We start from the raw sequence: 17,584 nt of genomic DNA, 5'->3' as shown, positions 1-17,584 counted from the left end.
TTTTTATATGAAGAAAAAGTCCACAATCAAAGGCCGCATTATTCTGATCATGACCGCCTTTGCCCTATTAACCGCCACGCTGCTGTCCGTGTTCAGCTACGAGCTCATCTCTTTTTTTCAGCGCAAAACCACGATTCAGGCTACAAAATTCAACCTGCAGCTAATCGCCAATATCATCGAGCAGGATCTGATCAATCTCTCCTCTCTGGCCATGGGGTGCAGCACCAATTCCACCGCCAATACCAAGCTGGCCGAATATTTCAAAGCGGAGGAGCCTAGCCCGTGGATGGCCATCGATGTGTTTAACTCCATGTTGGAGGCTTCCCGCAGCAACCGTTCCACCACCTACGCCCGGCGGCTGATCGCTACCAATAATAATACCCTTTTTGTGCAGGTGGACAATACCGGAAACTCTATTCCCTTAAACATACATAACCTCGATGAGCTGCCGAAACTGGACGATCCTGCGGGTGAGCAATGGAATGCGGTGATGCAGGACCCCTTTTCCTCGACCACTGTTATTCCCTTCGCTATGCCTATCTATGGAAACGGAGCATCCAACATCGGAACCGTTTATCTGTTTGCCAATGTCTCCGTCATTACCGACAAGCTCAAAGGCTACAGCATCCCCAAGGAATCCCGGCTTGTGCTTACGCTGGGCGGCCGGCATTACCAGATCACCGGGGAGAAGATATCCACAGAGCCCATTCACTATAAGGAGGAGCCCTACACCAACGACAGCTTCTCCGACCTGGGAGCCGCATTGTCGTATATATCCGACAGCTCCGGCCGCCATCTGGCCGTCTCCTTCCCCGTCCGCTCCGGCGTGGAGCTGACCCAAACTCTGGAGGGCTACCAGTTTGCTCCCCAAGCGAATATCTGGCTTTTCCTTATGGCCGGAGTTTGTCTTTTGATTATCGCCGCAAGCGGCATCATTACCCTGTATTTGACCCGCACCATCAGCCTCCCCGTGGAAAAACTCAAGAAACGGATGGACAAAATCGCCCAGGGCCAATTTTATATGGACAAAAATATCGAGTGGAACAGCGAGCTGGGGGATGTGGGCAGAGGCATCAACCGTCTTTCCCAGGATATTGTGGCGCTGATGGAAAACCGCATGGCCCAGGAAAAGCAAAAGCAGGAGCTGGAATACCGGGTGCTCCAGAGCCAGATCAATCCCCATTTTCTCTATAATACGCTGAACTCCATCCGCTGGATGGCTACCATCCAGAATGCCACCGGCATCGCCGAAATGACCACCTCCCTGTCCCGGTTATTGCGCAGCATTGCCAAGAATATGGGAAAACCGGTTCCGCTGAAGGATGAGCTTAGCCTCTTGGATGACTATTTCCTCATTCAAAAATACCGCTACGGCAGCAGCATCACCATGGACCAGCAGGTGGAAAGCGAGGATTTGCTGGAGGCGCTGATCCCTCGGCTGACCCTGCAGCCATTGGTGGAAAACGCCATTTTTCACGGCATCGAGCCAAAAGGCAAGGGGCATGTGCAAATCACCGTCGCCAAACAAGGTGTCTTCGATATCCGCATTACCATTGAGGACAACGGCGTAGGCATGGACAGGGAGCAGATTGCCGCCGCGCTGGCAGAGGAAATTCCTGACACCAAAGGCATGATGGAGCATATGGGGCTCCGCAGTGTCAATGAACGGCTGCGCCTGGCCTATGGCGAGAGATACGGCGTCACCCTTGAAAGCGAAGTAGGCCGGTATACGCGCACGATCATTATGCTGCCTTTTCAATGAACCATGCATGTATCAAGGAGACTCCGGTCTTCCGGACAAGGATGTGACCACAATGATCAAGCTGCTTATTGCCGACGACGAGGCTTTGGTATGTATAGGCTTGCAGTCCATGCTCAAATGGGAGGAATACAACATCGAAATTGTGGGGATTGCCCACAACGGCGCCCAGGCCGAGGAAATGATCGAATCCCTGCGCCCGGATATTGTCATTACCGATATTAAGATGCCGGTGAAAACAGGACTGGAGGTAGCGGATGCCGTGCGTAAAAAGCAGGGCCGCCTCCCTCTGTTCATCATCCTGACCAGCTTTGAGGAATTTGAATATGCCAAGAGCGCCATTGAGCTGCAGGCTGTGGATTACCTGGTCAAGCTGGAGCTGACGCCCCAAATGCTGACCGCCTCCATTTTGAAAGCCATCTCCCGTCTGGAGGAATATAAATCTCTGGAAAAAAACAGCTCCGACTCCGCTCACCGCAGCGATCTTCAGGGACACCGGGAGAAGTTTTTTACCCGGCTTCTGAACAATCTGTTTGACAATAAAAACCAATACCTGCTTCAGCTGAAGGATCTGGAGATCGAGCTGGCCCAGCCTGCCTATGTGGTCTCCACCTGCCGCATTCTGGGTCCCACCAGTGTTCCTCCCCGGGGGGATAAGCTGGTGGCGCTGTGCACCAGCACTGTCCAGATGGCCAAGGAGACACTTGCCCAGGCAGGGGCCTGCCATGTAATCAGCCTGGATATGCGCAACTTTGCCGTTGTTCTGCCTGTTGCCGGAGCTGATCCGGCATGCTGGACGCCGGAAATCGGGAAGCTTATGGCCCATATGACCTCCGTGCTGCACAACTACTTTAATGTGACCGTTATCGGCTCTGTCGGTTATGCCGTGGAGGACCCCTACCTGCTGCGGGACAGCTACGAATCCGCCCGCAGAGCCATGCCGGAGGCGGTGCGCGAGCAGAGCTTCGTGTTCTACTCTCCGGAGACTCACGCGAGAGAGGAGCATCCCCTCTTCGACTTTTCCGAGTCCCGCCAGGATATCCGCCGCGCCTTCGAGGAAATGGATACACGGGCGTTGTACGCCATCATCACCAGGATGATCGAGGATTTCGACAGCCGTCCCGAGCTGGTTGTCCCGGCTATGGATGCCGCCTGCAATGTGCTGTATATGGCCACTTCGCTCTTGGCAGACGGCAAGAACATGGTGGAGCAAATCTTCGGGGACGAGCCGGAGGGCTACCGGGCCATCTACCAGCAGCATACTATGGAAGGCATTGTGGACTGGCTGATCCGGTTCCGGGATGGAAGCTGCGAGCTTTTGTCTACCCGCCGGCAGAGCTACAAGGAGCAGCTGGTCAAAAATGTCCAGTCCTACATCAAGCGCAATCTGGACAGCAAGCTGTCTCTGAACCAGGTGGCCGACGTATTCAGCTTCAGCCCCAATTATTTGAGCCACCTGTTCTCCAAAACCGCAGGCATCAATTTCGTCGATTACATCACCGAAACCAAAATCGCCGCCGCCAAGGACATGATGCTCCGCGGGGAAGGCCGCGTCTACGAAATCTCGCAAAAGCTGGGCTACGAAAGCGCCTTTTATTTCAGCAAGGTGTTCAAAAAGGTAGAGGGCATCTCCCCCAGAGAGTTTATGCAGCAGGTGGAGGGCGCTGGTGGGGAGTGAGGAGGGATCGTAACTAAAATAGCAGAACAAATAAAATTAGCGTTCAAATGCGCGTTTGTAGACATCTTGGCTAAATTATATGCTATAATGGGTTCAAAAGAGGCTTCATTCACTAAAGACAAAGGAAGCCGTGTTGGCAGCACGACTTCCAATACAGCAAATAGAACCGCTTTAAGGGCGTTCGGCTTTAACCAAAGGATGACGGACAAAAAGTAGACCGATTCCCTTCTCACAGGCGGTCTACTTTTTGTTGTGGAATGACAATATGAGAACGACCAGTGTCGCAAATGAAATCATAAGCGCCAAGGTGTCTTTAATGTCCACAGGCATCACCTCCCTTCCGAGAGGCTAGCCGACCGCCCATATAAGCCTATCTATCGCTTGTTTAATTGTATCATATTTTGGCGCTGAGTGGCAGATTATGCTGCTCTTTTTGTTGTGCAAAAAGCCCCCTCTAAGGCACGGTGCTTCATCAACCCGGTTGCCCTAGAGGGAGCCCCTCATTTATATAGCGCGCTTTACTTCAAATTCTTCAGCAAATTGTACAGCACCTGGACGCTTTCGGCGCGGGTGAGCTGGTTCTGGGGAGCGAACTGCCCGTTGCCCCGGCCTTGGAGCAGCCCTGCCGCGTTGGCGGCGGCTACGGCGTCCTTGGCCCATGCGCTGATTTGATCGGCATCCGCAAAGGCGGCTTCCGTGGAATCTGCCAGTTGCCGGTCCGCCTTCAACCGGTAAGCCCGCACCAGCATCACAGCCATTTCCTCCCGGCTCACCGTGCTGTCCGGCTCAAAGCTGCTGTCGCTGCGGCCCGTTACCAGGCCTGCCTGTGCTGCTGCCGCTACGGCATCCGCGTACCAGGCTTCCTGCGGCACATCGGCAAATCCGGCTGCGTCGCTGCGGTCGGAAGCCTGAATGCCCAAGAGCCGCACCAGCATAGCGGCAAACTCGGCCCGGGTTACTTCCCCCTGAGGCTCAAACCTGGCTTCGTCAACTCCGTCGATCACATGCTTTGCCGCCATCCGTGCAATGACGGTTTTGGCCCAATGGCTGTCGTCCACATCCGCGAAGCTGCGTTCATAGGCCAGCACCGCGTATTGGCCTCCCAGCGGAACCGTGGCGGCAATTTCGCCGTTGCTCCACTGGCCTCCCATATAAACGGGTTTGCCGTCAGCGCCGATGGCATACACGCCCAGCAGCTCCGGATCGGCCACCGGACCTGTTTGGATGGCCAGCACAACCGTTTCCTTCGGCAATGCGGTGGCGCTATTCAATTGATCGCCGTTTTGGCTTATCGCTTCCGCCTGGATGCGGTACAACCCGCTGGCAGCTGTCCAATTCACGGCTCCCGGAACGGTTGCGCCCTCTATGGCCTGCTTCATCAAACCGGAATCGGCAATTTCAGCCGTAATCTTGATTTGCCCCTCCCGCGCTCCATCTCCTGCTTCCGCCAGCAGCTTGCGCAGGGTTTGCCCGCTGAGCTCAAGGGCCACCTGATCCTTCACCAGCTTCAGGGCGCCGCCCGCTTCCACAGCGCCGGCCACCTCCGCCGGCAACAACAGCGTTTCCTTTTCCTTGCTCCACTGGACAGTGAAGCTTCCCTGTCCATCCGGCTTCAGATCCTCACGGCTTACCTGCTGGGTGTCTACCGGTGGCTGAGGCACAGGAACAGGTGTAGAGGGTATTCCAGAAGTAGTGTCGTCGTCTCCGCCGGAGTTATCTACCGGTGCGGCAACAATCACCTGGCGTGTCACTTTCTCCGCCGCGTTGCCCGCCGCATCCTTTACATTGTAATGGTACATATAGGTTCCGGCCACTGTGGTGTCCACGGCCGAAACAGCCTTGTCACCAAAGGTAATGGTGGTCACCATCCGGTCGCTGATATCCCCGTCCCGGTCATCCGCAGCTATGGCTCCGGCATCGGTATAAATTGCTCCGTTTTCCACATATACCGTTGCGTCGCCCAACAGGGTAATGACCGGCTTCACCGTATCGGGTCCGCCGTATGTGGCCACTACCACTGTCCGGGTAACCTCATCGGCCCAATTGCCTGCCAGGTCGCTGACATTGTAATGGACCTTGTAGGTGGCTTCCGTCACTGTGCTGATACCTGCCGCAGGAAGACCGTTCCAGCTGTAGGTAGTGATGATCCGGTCTGTAATATTTCCATCCCGGTCATCCGCAGCCAGTGCTCCCGCATCCGTATACTCTCTGCCCACACCCAGGGTCACAAGCTCATGTCCCAGCAAGGTGATCACAGGCTTCACCGAATCCGGAGTAACCGGCGGCGCTCCCACAATAACCGTTCTGACCGCCTCGTCAGCCGCGTTGCCTGCCAGGTCGCTGACATTGTAATGGACGGTGTAGGTAGCCTCCGTTACCGTGTCGATCTTGTCTACCGGGGTTCCCTGCCATTTGTAAGCAACTACAATCCGGTCCGTAATATCCCCGTCCCGGTCATCCGACGCTACTGCTCCCGCATCGGTATACACCGCTCCGTTTTCCACGTGGACTGCAGCATCGCCCAAAAGTGTAATGACCGGCTTCACCGTATCCTCGCCTTGGGGTTTGGCAATCATGATCCAACTGAGCTGCATATCGGTGTTGCTGCCGGAATTGGCGGGAGCCACCGTGATTTCCATGGTCCCGTCTTCATTCATGACGATTCCCTTGTGCTCCGCCACAGCGTAAGAGGCATCGATAATCCGGCCTGTCTCCACGGTGCTGCCGTTAATGATGGTATTGGCAACCCGCTTGGACTGGGAGCTGGAGAACCATGGGTCATAGAAGCCCATGTAGACAGTATAATTGCCCTTTTCCAGATCGAATTTGTAGGTCAGGCTTCGCTGGGAAGAGCTGTTCACATAACGCAGACTTTGGAAAATATCCGTTGTATTGGCCCGCAGTGCACTGTTGGAGCCGGTATAGCCCCATGTTTTTCCGCTTGCCGGATCGTACCCTTGCTCCGCCGTATCATGGCGCAGGGTTTTACCCGTTGATGCTCTGTAAGCATCCACCAATTGGGTATATTCGGCAACATCGCCGGATGCCGGATTGACGAAATAAAGCAGATTGTCCGGAAGGGCGACCGTAACCTCGTAATCGATCCGGCTTCCTGCCAACTCCCCTCCAAGCGTCCCCTGAACGGTGGCGGCTCCCAGTTTTAAGTGCACAGCCTCTACACTGGCTGCATCCCAGGTTACCGGCACATTCCGGTGCACCGCCGAGCCCTTTTGCACATCCAGGGTCATAGGCAGTTCAGGAATCTCTCCCAGCCGGAAGGTATTGCTCCCGCCCCCGGCAGACAGCACCTTCAGCGGAGCAAAGCTATCCATCACGTCAAGGCTCCAGTCGCTCAAGGTCTGGCCTTCAATTTGAGTGCCGTTGGCCGTTATGCGCAGCGGAACCCAGACATAGCCGGAGGTTTCCAGCGCCCGTTGAATCCAGCGGTCCCCCATGTAGATGAACAGCCCGTTCTCCGCGTCGTAAGGAATAACCGCCGTGGATTGCGTCCGGTAGGAGGTATTGGAGCTGTCGTTGGGGAACGGATTCCCCAGCTTGGTATAGGGCGTAAAGGTTTGGCCCCCGTCTGTGGTATTGCCGAAAATATGATTGGCCCGGTAGGCAATGGACGGGTTCGGGTCCCAGCCGGTGGTGCCGGAGGTAATGAAATAATAATACCCGTCATACTTGAAGACTGCCGGAGCCTCCCTGCTGGCATCCGGGAATACCCGGGCGGTGAAGGTTTCACCCAGCCCTGCCGTGCCGTCCTGTGCAGGAGCGGTATACGATTCATTCAGAAGAGAAACATACGTGTACTTGTTCTCTTCGCTGGAATAAATGGCATATGCCTTGCCGTCATCATCCTTGAACACAGTCATGTCCCGGGCCATCCCCTGGTTGCTGGGATAATAGCCCTCAATGTAGTTCATTTTTTGGGCATTGACCAGCTTGAAGGGGCCGAAGGGCGTATCCGATTCGGCGAAGCCCATCTGCGCACGGCTGTAACGGCTGATGCCGGTATTGTACATAGGGTCATTTTGCAGAGTATCAAAATATTCCAGAATTCGCGCATCCGTCGGACCGTCCGCGTGGTACACAATCACATACTTGCCCGTCTGTTCGTTGTAGAGCATCTTCGGGCGTTCCATGATGGTGTAGTAAGCATAGGTGCGGTCAAACGCCAGCTTGAGACTTGCCTCATCATAGACTGCAGCTAGGTAGTCGAAGCCTGCATCGCCGCTGCGGCTGTAGCCGGGATGGGCGCTCCGGTCCACGTAGGCCTGCAGGAAATCCCGGGCATAGTCGATATCCTCCTGGGTCAACGGCTGGCCCAGTTCATTGACGCCTGCTCCGGGTGCCGCCATAGCCCGCCCCTTAAGCGCCGCCAAGCGGGTATCGCTCAACTGAACTCCCGTACCGTCGGAGGTCTTCTCCATCGGGAACACACGGTGGGGATACAGGGCCACGCCCATATCCACCCAGTTGTACAAATCCTTGGAGACATAGGTGTGGATGCCGCCGATGGGCCGCCCGCCATAGGTTTTATCTTCCCCTACCCACAGCCATGCGCCGTCGCCCGTGGCCGGAGAAACCGTGTAGGAAGGCACCTCGCCGTTCCATTTCACATGCTCCACCCACGTCACCTGGCCGCCGTGGGCCTGAATGGGCACTCCCTTGGTATCGAACCAAACATCGGTATTCTCGCCTGCTACGCCGCCAATGGAGGAATAAACCGGAGTTTGGGCCGCGCCGGCCAGCTCCTCCACCGCCAGCCAACTGATGGCGGCATTCTTGTTGGTTTTGCCTGCTCCCGGACCGGCAGTATACGAGCCCACATTGGTCAGCACATAGCGCACATCCGATGCCCCTTCAGGCAGATTGATGCTGTACTCCACCTGCCGGGAATGTCCGGCGTGGTCCAGATGGAGCCTGTTGACCAGTTGGGAAACCGTTTTGCCGTTCAAGTTGTATTCAATGGCGATCTTGAGCGGCATTTCATTGTCCCACCACAGCCGGTGATAGGAGGTAAAGCGGTAGCTTTTGCCCCCCTCCAGGCCTTCCAGCCGGTAGGTCAGGGTGGACAAAGGATCGCCGCCGTCAATCATGATGCCTGTGGCGTTTTTGTCCAAATCGGATTGGGCGGACTTGTTGATAATCGGCTTCACGGCTCCGGCGCTGCTGAGAGCGGTATACCCCCAGCCCGATCCGGCGCTGTAGAGCTGATTGGCCGAGCTGTTCAGCAAACCATTGCCCGTCAATTTGTTTACGGCATCATACACATATTGGTTTGCCGCCCCAGTGTCGATGAAGTATTTCAAGCCTTGGGGAACGACCTCCACATAAGCCTGGAATTGCTTTTCCCCGCTGCCGTCCGAATAGTGGCCGTATACCGGGACAGTTTCATATGGTGTGTCAAAATCGGTTCCGGAGATAACGCCTCCGTCTGCTGTCCATCCCGTGACGGAATATTCAGGTCCTCCGTCAACCAGACGGACGCTCTGGGGAAGCTGGGGAACCGTTCCCGCATAGGCGGCAAATACCTCCGTTGTGCGGGATGTATCCACCACCGGGGCTTTAATCGCACCGCTGGCCGCCGCCGACTCCTCCGCCTCGCCTTTGGTCAGCGCCGCCGTAAAGCTGAAGCTTCCCGGTGTTAAACCGGAGGAGGGCTGGAAGGAGGTAAAGGCGATATTGCCGACAGTTACTCCTGTAGCGCCAAAGCCATTCAGTCCGTTGATGGTTTGAAGCAGCCAGGCGCGGACATCCGCCTCTGTGTTGGCCGCAGCCTTTTCCACATTGTAGGCCGCTCCTTCAAGAATGCTCTTGGCTTCATTCACCGCCTGGACATCCGCAGGGCTGGCCGTCCGTTTGGCTACCGCCACATAGCTGACCAGTGCAGCCTGATTGCCCGAATACGTGTTGTTAATCGACAGCTTCACCGTCCCGTCAACCGGAAGGGTAAAGTTATGGTTGACCGTTACGCCGTTGGGGCCTGCCACAAGCCCGGTTTTGACGGTTTCCGTCACAGTGGTGCCCTGAGCATCCTTGTAACTTAAGCTAAGGTCCATGGTCCGGTTGGTGTTGTTCCACCAGTCCCGGTGGAAAGAGGTGATGGTATACTTGCCCGCCGTCAACGGGAACACATAGCCCAGCGGATTGTTCAGGGTATCGGAGCCGTACACGCCGGTTTGGCTTTTGTCGGTTGCGACTACCGAACCGGTAAGCCCCTTAAGCTTATAGTTGGTGTTGGTGGGCGTATGCCCCCAGACCGTATCCCCGGTGGAGGGCTGATCGGCCTTGTTGTTGAGCAGGGCGTCTCCCGCCAGATTTTTGACCAGCGTATACGGCGGTGTATCGCCATCCGCCGTGACGCCGGGGTCCACGAAGTACACGAGACCCGCAGGCACAACCTCCACATACGCCACTGTCTCCAGATTGCCGTAGGTGCCCTTCACAGCCACCGTTTCGTAAGAAGTGTTGAAGCTGGTCTCCTGGAGCTTCCAGTCCACCGTTACAAGAGAGGTGGTGCCGTCCTCATGCTTCGCCTCCACCTTTTGGGGAAGCGCCGGAGCGGTCCCGGTGTAGGTTGCTGCGTACAAAGGTGTGGCAAGAGAAATAATGTCGCCTATATACAGCTGGTTCTGCGTATAAACCAGACGCGCCGCAAGCTGCTCCGCTCCTTCCTGATCCAGCCGGTAAGCGGCGGGATCAGCCAAAGCCTCTTGTACGGCGCTCCGCATGGCCTCGAACAGCTGCCAATCGGCCTCCTTGAACTCATCCTGCCGGGTCACGGCTTGCGCTGCGTCCAAGGCCGCCTGGAGCGGCGCAGTATCCGTTGCACCCTGTACCAGACCGGGCTCAACCGCCACCGCATCCACAGACAGGTTGCCGCTGACCACCTTGATTTGCACCGTATGCTGCCCGTATGGAAGCCCGCGAAGAGCATAGGTCTGGTACAGCTCCTTGGAGGCAACAGTGGCGGCGGACTTGGCGATCACCTGACCGTCCACCGTAACCTCAAGCTTCGCCGTGCCGTCATTGGGCCCGAGAATATCCAGCCCTGTTCCGGTAAACGTATAGGCTAAGGCTGCGCCTGCCCCCTGGCTTGCCGAAATGGAGCGCTGATAAATATACATGCCCTGTCCGTTGGTATGGCTCCATGCTCCGCTGTAGACCAGCTTCTCATTGGGAACCTGGGCCAAGTCGGTCATTTCCAAGTTGTCCAGCAGCTCGGAATAGTACGGCTCGTAGCCATCGAGCTTTTCCACCTTCAAGTTATCGAACCGGGTATGGTAATAGCCGCTGGCCAAATCCACCCGGCCGGACAGCTTGGGGCTGGGATCGGTATAGGCGGCCAGCTTTACCCCGTCCAGATAAGCGGTGATCCGGCTGCCTGCCGCCTCAATGGCAATGTTGTGCCACGCGTCATAAGCGGCATTAAAGCCGTCGATCTTCACGCCGCCGGCGCCTGTGGCCGCATTGCCGTTGGCTACGGAGGCATTGTTCACCAGCAGCTGCCAGCCGCCGTCAAACCAGAATTTCAGCACATACGGCGTGCCCGTAATGGAATGGGAGCTGCCGCCGCCCTGGTAGCGGGCGCCGATGGCCGCATAATTGGCTCCGCTCTGGGTGCTGTTATTCTCAAAAGACACATCCACGCTGGCCTTGTAGTTGGTCCACCGGTTGTCGCCAATGGCGGTAACCGGCTCGCCGTTGTTCCAGGTGCCGCCTAAGCCCATGATGCTTTTGTCCAACTGCTGGCGCAGCACGTAATTTCCGGTGGCTTCGTCCAGATAAGCCTCGAAGGCGCCGTTGCGGTCATGGGTGTAGCGGGGCATGGCGCCCTTGGACCCACCACGGGAATCGATGTAGCTTTGGCTGCCGGTAATCTGGCCGCCTGGGCCGATGACGGCTGCGGTTTTTCCGGTATAGTTGAAATCGTCGGCATACAGAATGCTGTCGGTCGTATTTTGTACTGAGCCGGTGGCGTCCGTATCCAGCACCGTCCGCTCTCCTTCAACGGGAAGGGGCTTGGAATAGGCCTCCTTGTCGTTGCAGTCCAGGGAAGTCACCGTCACGATGGAATACGGCTTCACCTTCACCGTGTACACCCCTGCCCCATCGGCGGCTGCCTCGCCCAGGTACTGCATATATCTGCTGTTGAAGGCTTCTCCCGCTTCGGCTGCCCGGGTTTCCCAAACCTCCAGAGGCGGCGTGCCGGACGCAAAGGCCATATTCACAGTCTGGAGCTTGTAGGTCCGCTCATATTCGCTGTCATTGACGATTACAGTGGAAAAATTGCTCTTATCCGGCGCAGCCATCGTCATGTAGCTGGGGGTGCCATTGCGTCCGCTGACCGGGTTGGTGCCGGTGGCTCCGGTATAGCTGGCTTGGGGAATCGCCCGCCAGATGCCGGCGTTGTTGGCTTCATTTTCCCATCCGGCCTTCATGAACCAGTTGAAATGCTGCAGAATAGCCAGCCCTGCGTCATAGTGAATCCACCCTGACCAGGGGTCCCGGGCGCTGAGCAGCTCCTTGAAGGAATATTGCCCGCCCTCATAAAAGGAACCGATAGCCGGCTGGTATACAAAATGAGTCCGGCGGGAGTTCACAAAGCCCTTGATGATGGTGTTGCCCATCTCCAAAGCGCTGCCTGTGCCGCCGATGCCGGTGCCTGCCACTGACGGGTCCTTGGCATTGTTGTGGGGGCGGAAAGCCGAGTTGCTGAAGGTGGCCTGGGCTTCGCTGTTCCAGATCTCCAGATCGTACTGCTCCGCCAGCTTCTTGAAATTGCCGGCGCTGTCATCGTCGGTATTGTAGTGATAGCCAGCTACAGACACTGCCTCCCGGAGAGCGGCATCGCTGATCATGCTGCCGCCGAAGGAGCCGATGCCCACCTCGTCGGAGATGACCACCTCAATGCGGTTATAAAGCGCTTTCTCCTCCGGGCTCAGGAAGCCCTCGGCATCGCTCCTGACCTTGGCGGCATATTGCTTGGTCCAGGTTAGATCAGCCGCATGTTCGTTAATATGGGGGTTCACATAATCCGCCATATAGCCGTACTGCCTGTAAGCGGCCAGAATGGTGTTTTTATACCAGGTATAAATCTTGTCGTTATTGTCCGCCCAGGCCGGAGCGCTCCAGCGCAGAATGCTCACCTTGAGCTGGGGATTGACGGCCTTGGCGTCGGCAGCCAGCTGGAAGCCGGGATGCCGGGCCACATTGGCCGCTTCATCGGCGGTGCGCATGGTGGCCGGATCAGGGCCGGTGGAGTTGTTCCGGTCATTGCCCATTTCAATCTTCACATGGGTCATGAGAGGATGCTCGCCGCCGAACAGCACCTGGAGCAGCTCCGCATATTTCTCGGGATGCTCGGCTTTGTAATCCATTAAAAGAGCGCTCGTGCTGTTGGCGCTAAGCACGCCAAAACCCTTGAAGGTCAACCCGTTGACATTATCCGCCTTGATGTCGTTGCCGTCCAGCAGTACCTTGACCATGGAGGCCGCCGCCTTGCGGGCGTCTTCGATCATGGTTTTGATGCCGCCCTTGGCTACGGCGAACCAGCTTACGATAGGCGCTTCGCCGGACACATTGGCATAGGTCAGCTTCAATGGAACGCTGGTGTCCGCATCTGCCGGAAGGGTAAATTCACTGGACACCTGGGTAGTGGAATTGGTGTTGAACTGGTCCAGCAGAATGGTCTTCACGCTGCCGCTTGTATCCGTATACTCGATCCGGGGCCGTGTCTCCCGGGAGCGGTTGCCGTACCAGTCGAAGAAGCCGCTGGTCAGGGTGTAGGTGCCAGGCTCCAATGTAAGCCTATAGGATATGGAGGTATTGCCGGTGCGCAGGCCGATGCGGTAAAGATCGGCGGAATCTCCGGCGGCTGCCCCGTCCGGGCTTTGCAGCGGATCGGTTCTGGTTGTCCCGGTGCGCAGCCCCACCACCGCTCCCCAGGTGTTGTCAGGCTCCCCAGCCATATTGAAAATCTGGTCGGAAACCTCATTGGCCAGCTGCACGCCGTCCAAGTTGGCAACCGCCTCGTAGAACAAGGAACGGATCACCGGCTTTTTGTCGGTTCCGGCAGGCGGGTTGGCCCAATCGGGACCGGTGCCGCTGTCTACAAAATACACCAGCGGATTGCTCCGGGGAGGCAGCACCTCCACGCTGGCGACCGCCGTTGCACCGTTGGCCGCCGTTCCGGTGACGGTGACGGTATCATAAGGGGTGGCAAAGGTATCCTCCCCAATATGCCAGGTTACCGCTGTTGGCACTCCTTCCACCTCTATCGTGGCAGGCAGGGACGTTTCTTCTGTTGTTTGGGCCCCCATGTAAGCGGCGGCATAAACCGTGCTTGGCGCAGCGGCCGATGCCCCCTGGGGCAGAACAGATTGGAACAATCCGGCCAGAAGCACGGCTGCCATGGCAAGAGCGCAGACCCGGCTTCCTAAAGAATGCTTTCGCTTCATTGAAATCCTCCTTGTGTAGGTGATGAGGATAGGCTCCTTACATTTACGCAACGTGAACTCGGTTTTTCATACACAATGTGCCGCTCCGGCCGTTTTTCCGGGATTTATGCTCGGTTTTTCATACACAATGTGCCGCTCCGGCCGTTTTTCCGGGATTTGTGCTCGGTTTTTCATACACAATGTGCCGCTCCAGGCGTTTTTCCGGGATTTATGCTCGGTTTTTCATACACATGTGCCGCTCCGGCCGTTTTTCCGGATTTATGCTCGGTTTTTCATACACAATGTGCCGCTCCGCCCCCCCTCCACACGGCCATCTGAACAAATGAAGCGCAGCCGCGAAAGCCACGCTTCATCTTGTCTTGTTGTCATATAGCGGTCAACCCTTGATGCCTGATGAGGCGATGCCCTGTACGAAATACTTTTGAAGAGCCAGGAATACAACCAGCACAGGTATGATGGAAATGACGCTGGCCGCCATAATAAGGCCGTATTCCGCGGAATATTGGGAAATGAACATCCGCAAGCCGATCTGAATGGTTTTCAGCTCGGTTTTGGTCAGGTAAATCATCGGTCCCAGGAAGTCGTTCCAGGTAGAGACGAAGGTGAATATCACCAGCGTGGACAAAGCCGGCTTGGACAAGGGAAGCATGATTCTGGCCCAAATGCCGTATTCGCTTAATCCGTCGATCCGGGCGGCCTCGCACAGCTCATCGGGAATGCCCTGGTAGAACTGCCGCATCAGGAATACCCCGAAGGCGGAGAAGGCCTGCAGCAGGATAATCGCCAGATGGGTATTGTTCAGTCCCAAGGAACGCATCAGGATGAACTGGGGCACCATATACGCCTGCCAAGGGATAGCAATGGTGGCGATATAGCCCAGGAACAGCGTGTTCCGCCCCTTGAACCTCAGCTTGGAGAACGCATACGCGGCGAAGCTGGAGGTAAGAAGCTGAAGGATGGTGACAATGACCGACAGCTTGGCGGTATTAAAAATGAATTTGCCCAGCGGAATCCGGGTCCAGATATCCGCATAATTCTGCCAGCGCGGCGCCTCGGGAATCCACTGCATGGGAAAGGTGAATACGTCCTTGTTCAGCTTCAGCGAGGAAGACAGCATCCATACATAGGGCACCAGCATAAACAGCACGGTAACAATCAGCAATACATAGATACATGTCATCAAAACGAATTTTAGTCCTCTGCTACGTCCTGCCATAGCGGATACCCCCTCCTTCATTCCATTTGCCCGCCGAAAGGTTATTATCCATACTTCTTTTCCCCGCGGAATTGAAGAATGGTAATGCCCAGGACAAGCAGGAACAGCACGATGCTGATGGCGCTGGCATAGCCGTAGTCGAGAGAACGGAATGCCGTATTGTAAATCTGATAGACCAATACCCGCGTGGAGTCATTCAATTGATTGTCTGCTCCCGCGAACAGGTTGATGAAGATATCATAAACCTTGAAGGAATTGATAATCAGAATCATCAGCACAAAGAAGGTGGTGGGCGCCAGCTGGGGAATCGTAACATTCCGGAACCGCTGCCAGGCATTGGCCCCGTCCAATTGCGCCGCTTCATGAAGCTCGGGATTAACACCCTGCAGCCCGGCCAAATAAATGACCATGTAGTACCCCATATTTTTCCACACTGTAAAAAGAACAACGGTCACCATCGCCCAGTTCTTGTCCGCCGCCCAGCGGGGCAGCTGCTCCAGGGGAATGCCGGTGATGGCGTGCAGAAGATTGTTGATCGGCCCCAGGGTGGGGCTGAAGATGAAGTTCCATACGGCGGCCACCGCTACCAGCGATGCCACATACGGGAAGAAAAATACGGTGCGCATAAAATTCCGCCCAAAAATCTTCTGATTAAGCAGAATCGCCAGGGCAAGGGCGCATACCATGGTAAGCGGCACAACACCAATCGTATAGACAATGGTATTCCACAACGCTTTATGAAAAACGGTATCCTCAAACAGCCTCAGGAAATTATCCAGCCCGATAAACGCCATGGGATTGGACCCATCCCACTCCACAAAGGCAAGAATCAGGGCGAAGGCCATGGGAACCAGGGTAAACACGGCAAACCCGAGAAAGTTTGGAGCAATGAAGCTGTATGCCACCAGATGCTCCCTGACGCTTTTGGACATCAGTCTTTTGGGCGGTTTATCCATTTTCAGGACGGTTTCATTCTGCATGATATCTCCTCCAGACCTCCGTCATCTCCGGCAGCCCTCCTTGAAGGAGGCAGGCGAGCGGCCCGCCCCCCATCATGGATGAGGCTTTTTGTCTGTTACTTTTTCAGCACGGCCTGCACTCTGGTTTTCATATCCGCCAGACCCTTGTCGATGGTCACATTCTTGGTCATGATATTGTCATGGACCTCGTTAAGCACCACTTCGATTTCGGCGCTCTTCTCATGAAGCGGCATTTCCAGATAGGTCTTCACCGTAGTCAGCGCCTGCTTGCTGTTTTCGTCTGTCGGGAAGCCCTTCATGGAGGCGATGGAATTGACCACCTGGCTGTCCTTGATGGCGGGAATCGTGCCGGTGGCGGCGATCACGGCTGCCCCTTCCTTGCCGGTAACGAACTTCATGAACTCCAGAGCGGCATCCTTCTTGGCCGACTTCTTGTTGACAGCCAGGGAGGTGATGGTGCCCAGGGTGGTGCCTGCCGGTACGCCGTCCGGGTGAGGATATTTCACAATGCCCCAGTTCTTGGCTTTGGACTCGCCGCTTTCCACCTTGGCGATTTGGGTGGCGATAAACCAGCTGCCCATGTTCATCATGGCCACATTATTGTTATAGAAGACGCCGGAGTAGTGGGTGCTGGAGGTCTTCAGGGTGGCGTAGTCCATCACAATGCCGTCGGTTTGCTGCTTCAGGATTCGCTCATAGGTGGGCTTCAGGAACTCATATTCTCCATCCACAATCGTATTCTTGCCGTCCAGAATGCCGAACAGCTGGACTGCGCTGCGCCAGGTATGGTAGTGGCCGCCGTACACCTTGGCCGAGCCGGAGCCGGAGGTCAGCTTGCGGGCCAGAGCGTCATATTGGTCCAGGGTCATGTCATTGGTGGGATATGCCACGCCGGCTTTGTCAAACAGGTCCTTATTGTAATACACCACCCAGAAATCGCTGCGGAAAGGAAGCGCATACACCTCATTGTTGACTTGGATCTGTTCTACCGTTCCGCCATAATCCGCCGTATTGATGGACGCTTTGGAAATGTAGCTCTTAAGCGGCTCCAGATGGTTCTGCTTCACCAGGTTGGCGTAACCGGGAATATCCTTGATGGTCAAAATATCCAGATCCGCGCCGCCGGACAATTGGGTGCTGAGCATGGTCATGTAATCTGTGGAGCCCAGATCCACATATTCGATGGTCACATTGGGATGGGTTTTCTTGTAGGCTTCAATCAAAGGCTTGTAGTAGGCGGTTGCTTCCCAGTCCCACAGGGCCCACTTCAATTTTACAGGCTCATTGCTTGGCGCTGCGGAAGCGTTTGCAGAAGCTGCCGGTTGAGACGGTGCAGTGGTTGCCGTACTGTTATTGTCGTTATTCCCGCCGCAGCCTGCCAGCAGCCCGGCGCTAAGGGCGCCTGCAAGGGTAATATTGAATACGCTCTTCATTTTCATGCCGATTCCCCCTCAATTTTATCCTTGATTATGGATTCGATTG

At 55.9% G+C, this 17,584-nt stretch carries 7 protein-coding genes; 2 read left to right on the top strand and 5 right to left on the bottom strand.

Annotated features, from left to right (window positions below; translation table 11 throughout):
• Positions 1 to 7: 7 nt before the first annotated feature.
• Both DQG13_RS04270 and DQG13_RS04265 read left to right on the top strand, forming a co-directional pair.
• Positions 8 to 1,762, top strand: coding sequence for a sensor histidine kinase (locus DQG13_RS04270; RefSeq protein WP_113018504.1), 1,755 nt, complete (start codon positions 8 to 10; stop codon positions 1,760 to 1,762).
• A gap of 52 nt (positions 1,763 to 1,814) precedes the next feature.
• Positions 1,815 to 3,437 (top strand): response regulator transcription factor, encoded by a 1,623-nt coding sequence (locus DQG13_RS04265; protein ID WP_113018503.1) that lies wholly within the window; start codon positions 1,815 to 1,817, stop codon positions 3,435 to 3,437.
• A 240-nt stretch (positions 3,438 to 3,677) separates the two neighbouring features.
• Here the strand turns inward: DQG13_RS04265 and DQG13_RS31790 are convergent, their stop codons facing one another.
• The 5 genes from DQG13_RS31790 to DQG13_RS04245 all read right to left on the bottom strand — a co-directional run bounded on the left by DQG13_RS31790 (position 3,678) and on the right by DQG13_RS04245 (position 17,541).
• Positions 3,678 to 3,767, bottom strand: a complete 90-nt coding sequence (locus DQG13_RS31790) for a putative holin-like toxin (RefSeq protein WP_220094325.1) — start codon at positions 3,765 to 3,767, stop codon at positions 3,678 to 3,680.
• A 188-nt stretch (positions 3,768 to 3,955) separates the two neighbouring features.
• Complete coding sequence (locus tag DQG13_RS04260; RefSeq protein WP_113018502.1) at positions 3,956 to 13,906, bottom strand: S-layer homology domain-containing protein; 9,951 nt, start codon at positions 13,904 to 13,906, stop codon at positions 3,956 to 3,958.
• 376 nt (positions 13,907 to 14,282) lie between these two features.
• The gene (locus DQG13_RS04255) at positions 14,283 to 15,122 is read right to left on the bottom strand and encodes a carbohydrate ABC transporter permease (protein ID WP_220094324.1); all 840 of its coding nucleotides are present in this window, start codon (positions 15,120 to 15,122) and stop codon (positions 14,283 to 14,285) included.
• Between the two features lie 44 nt (positions 15,123 to 15,166).
• Positions 15,167 to 16,102 carry a carbohydrate ABC transporter permease gene (locus DQG13_RS04250; RefSeq protein WP_113018501.1) on the bottom strand — a complete coding sequence of 312 codons (936 nt, stop codon included), beginning with the start codon at positions 16,100 to 16,102 and terminating at the stop codon, positions 15,167 to 15,169.
• 95 nt (positions 16,103 to 16,197) lie between these two features.
• Positions 16,198 to 17,541 (bottom strand): ABC transporter substrate-binding protein, encoded by a 1,344-nt coding sequence (locus DQG13_RS04245; RefSeq protein ID WP_113018500.1) that lies wholly within the window; start codon positions 17,539 to 17,541, stop codon positions 16,198 to 16,200.
• Between the last annotated feature and the right edge of the window lie 43 nt (positions 17,542 to 17,584).

Source organism: Paenibacillus sp. YN15, assembly GCF_003285005.1.
In the GTDB taxonomy this organism is placed as follows: domain Bacteria; phylum Bacillota; class Bacilli; order Paenibacillales; family NBRC-103111; genus Paenibacillus_AR.
This window is presented reverse-complemented; position numbering and strand designations above follow the sequence as displayed.

Bases quoted from the DNA above. Each gene is read 5' to 3' on its own strand.
- DQG13_RS04270 (WP_113018504.1), top strand. From the start codon at position 8: ATGAAGAAAAAGTCCACAATCAAAGGCCGCATTATTCTGATCATGACC.
- DQG13_RS04265 (WP_113018503.1), top strand. From the start codon at position 1,815: ATGATCAAGCTGCTTATTGCCGACGACGAGGCTTTGGTATGTATAGGC.
- DQG13_RS31790 (WP_220094325.1), bottom strand. From the start codon at position 3,767: ATGCCTGTGGACATTAAAGACACCTTGGCGCTTATGATTTCATTTGCG.
- DQG13_RS04260 (WP_113018502.1), bottom strand. From the start codon at position 13,906: ATGAAGCGAAAGCATTCTTTAGGAAGCCGGGTCTGCGCTCTTGCCATG.
- DQG13_RS04255 (WP_220094324.1), bottom strand. From the start codon at position 15,122: ATGGCAGGACGTAGCAGAGGACTAAAATTCGTTTTGATGACATGTATC.
- DQG13_RS04250 (WP_113018501.1), bottom strand. From the start codon at position 16,102: ATGCAGAATGAAACCGTCCTGAAAATGGATAAACCGCCCAAAAGACTG.
- DQG13_RS04245 (WP_113018500.1), bottom strand. From the start codon at position 17,541: ATGAAAATGAAGAGCGTATTCAATATTACCCTTGCAGGCGCCCTTAGC.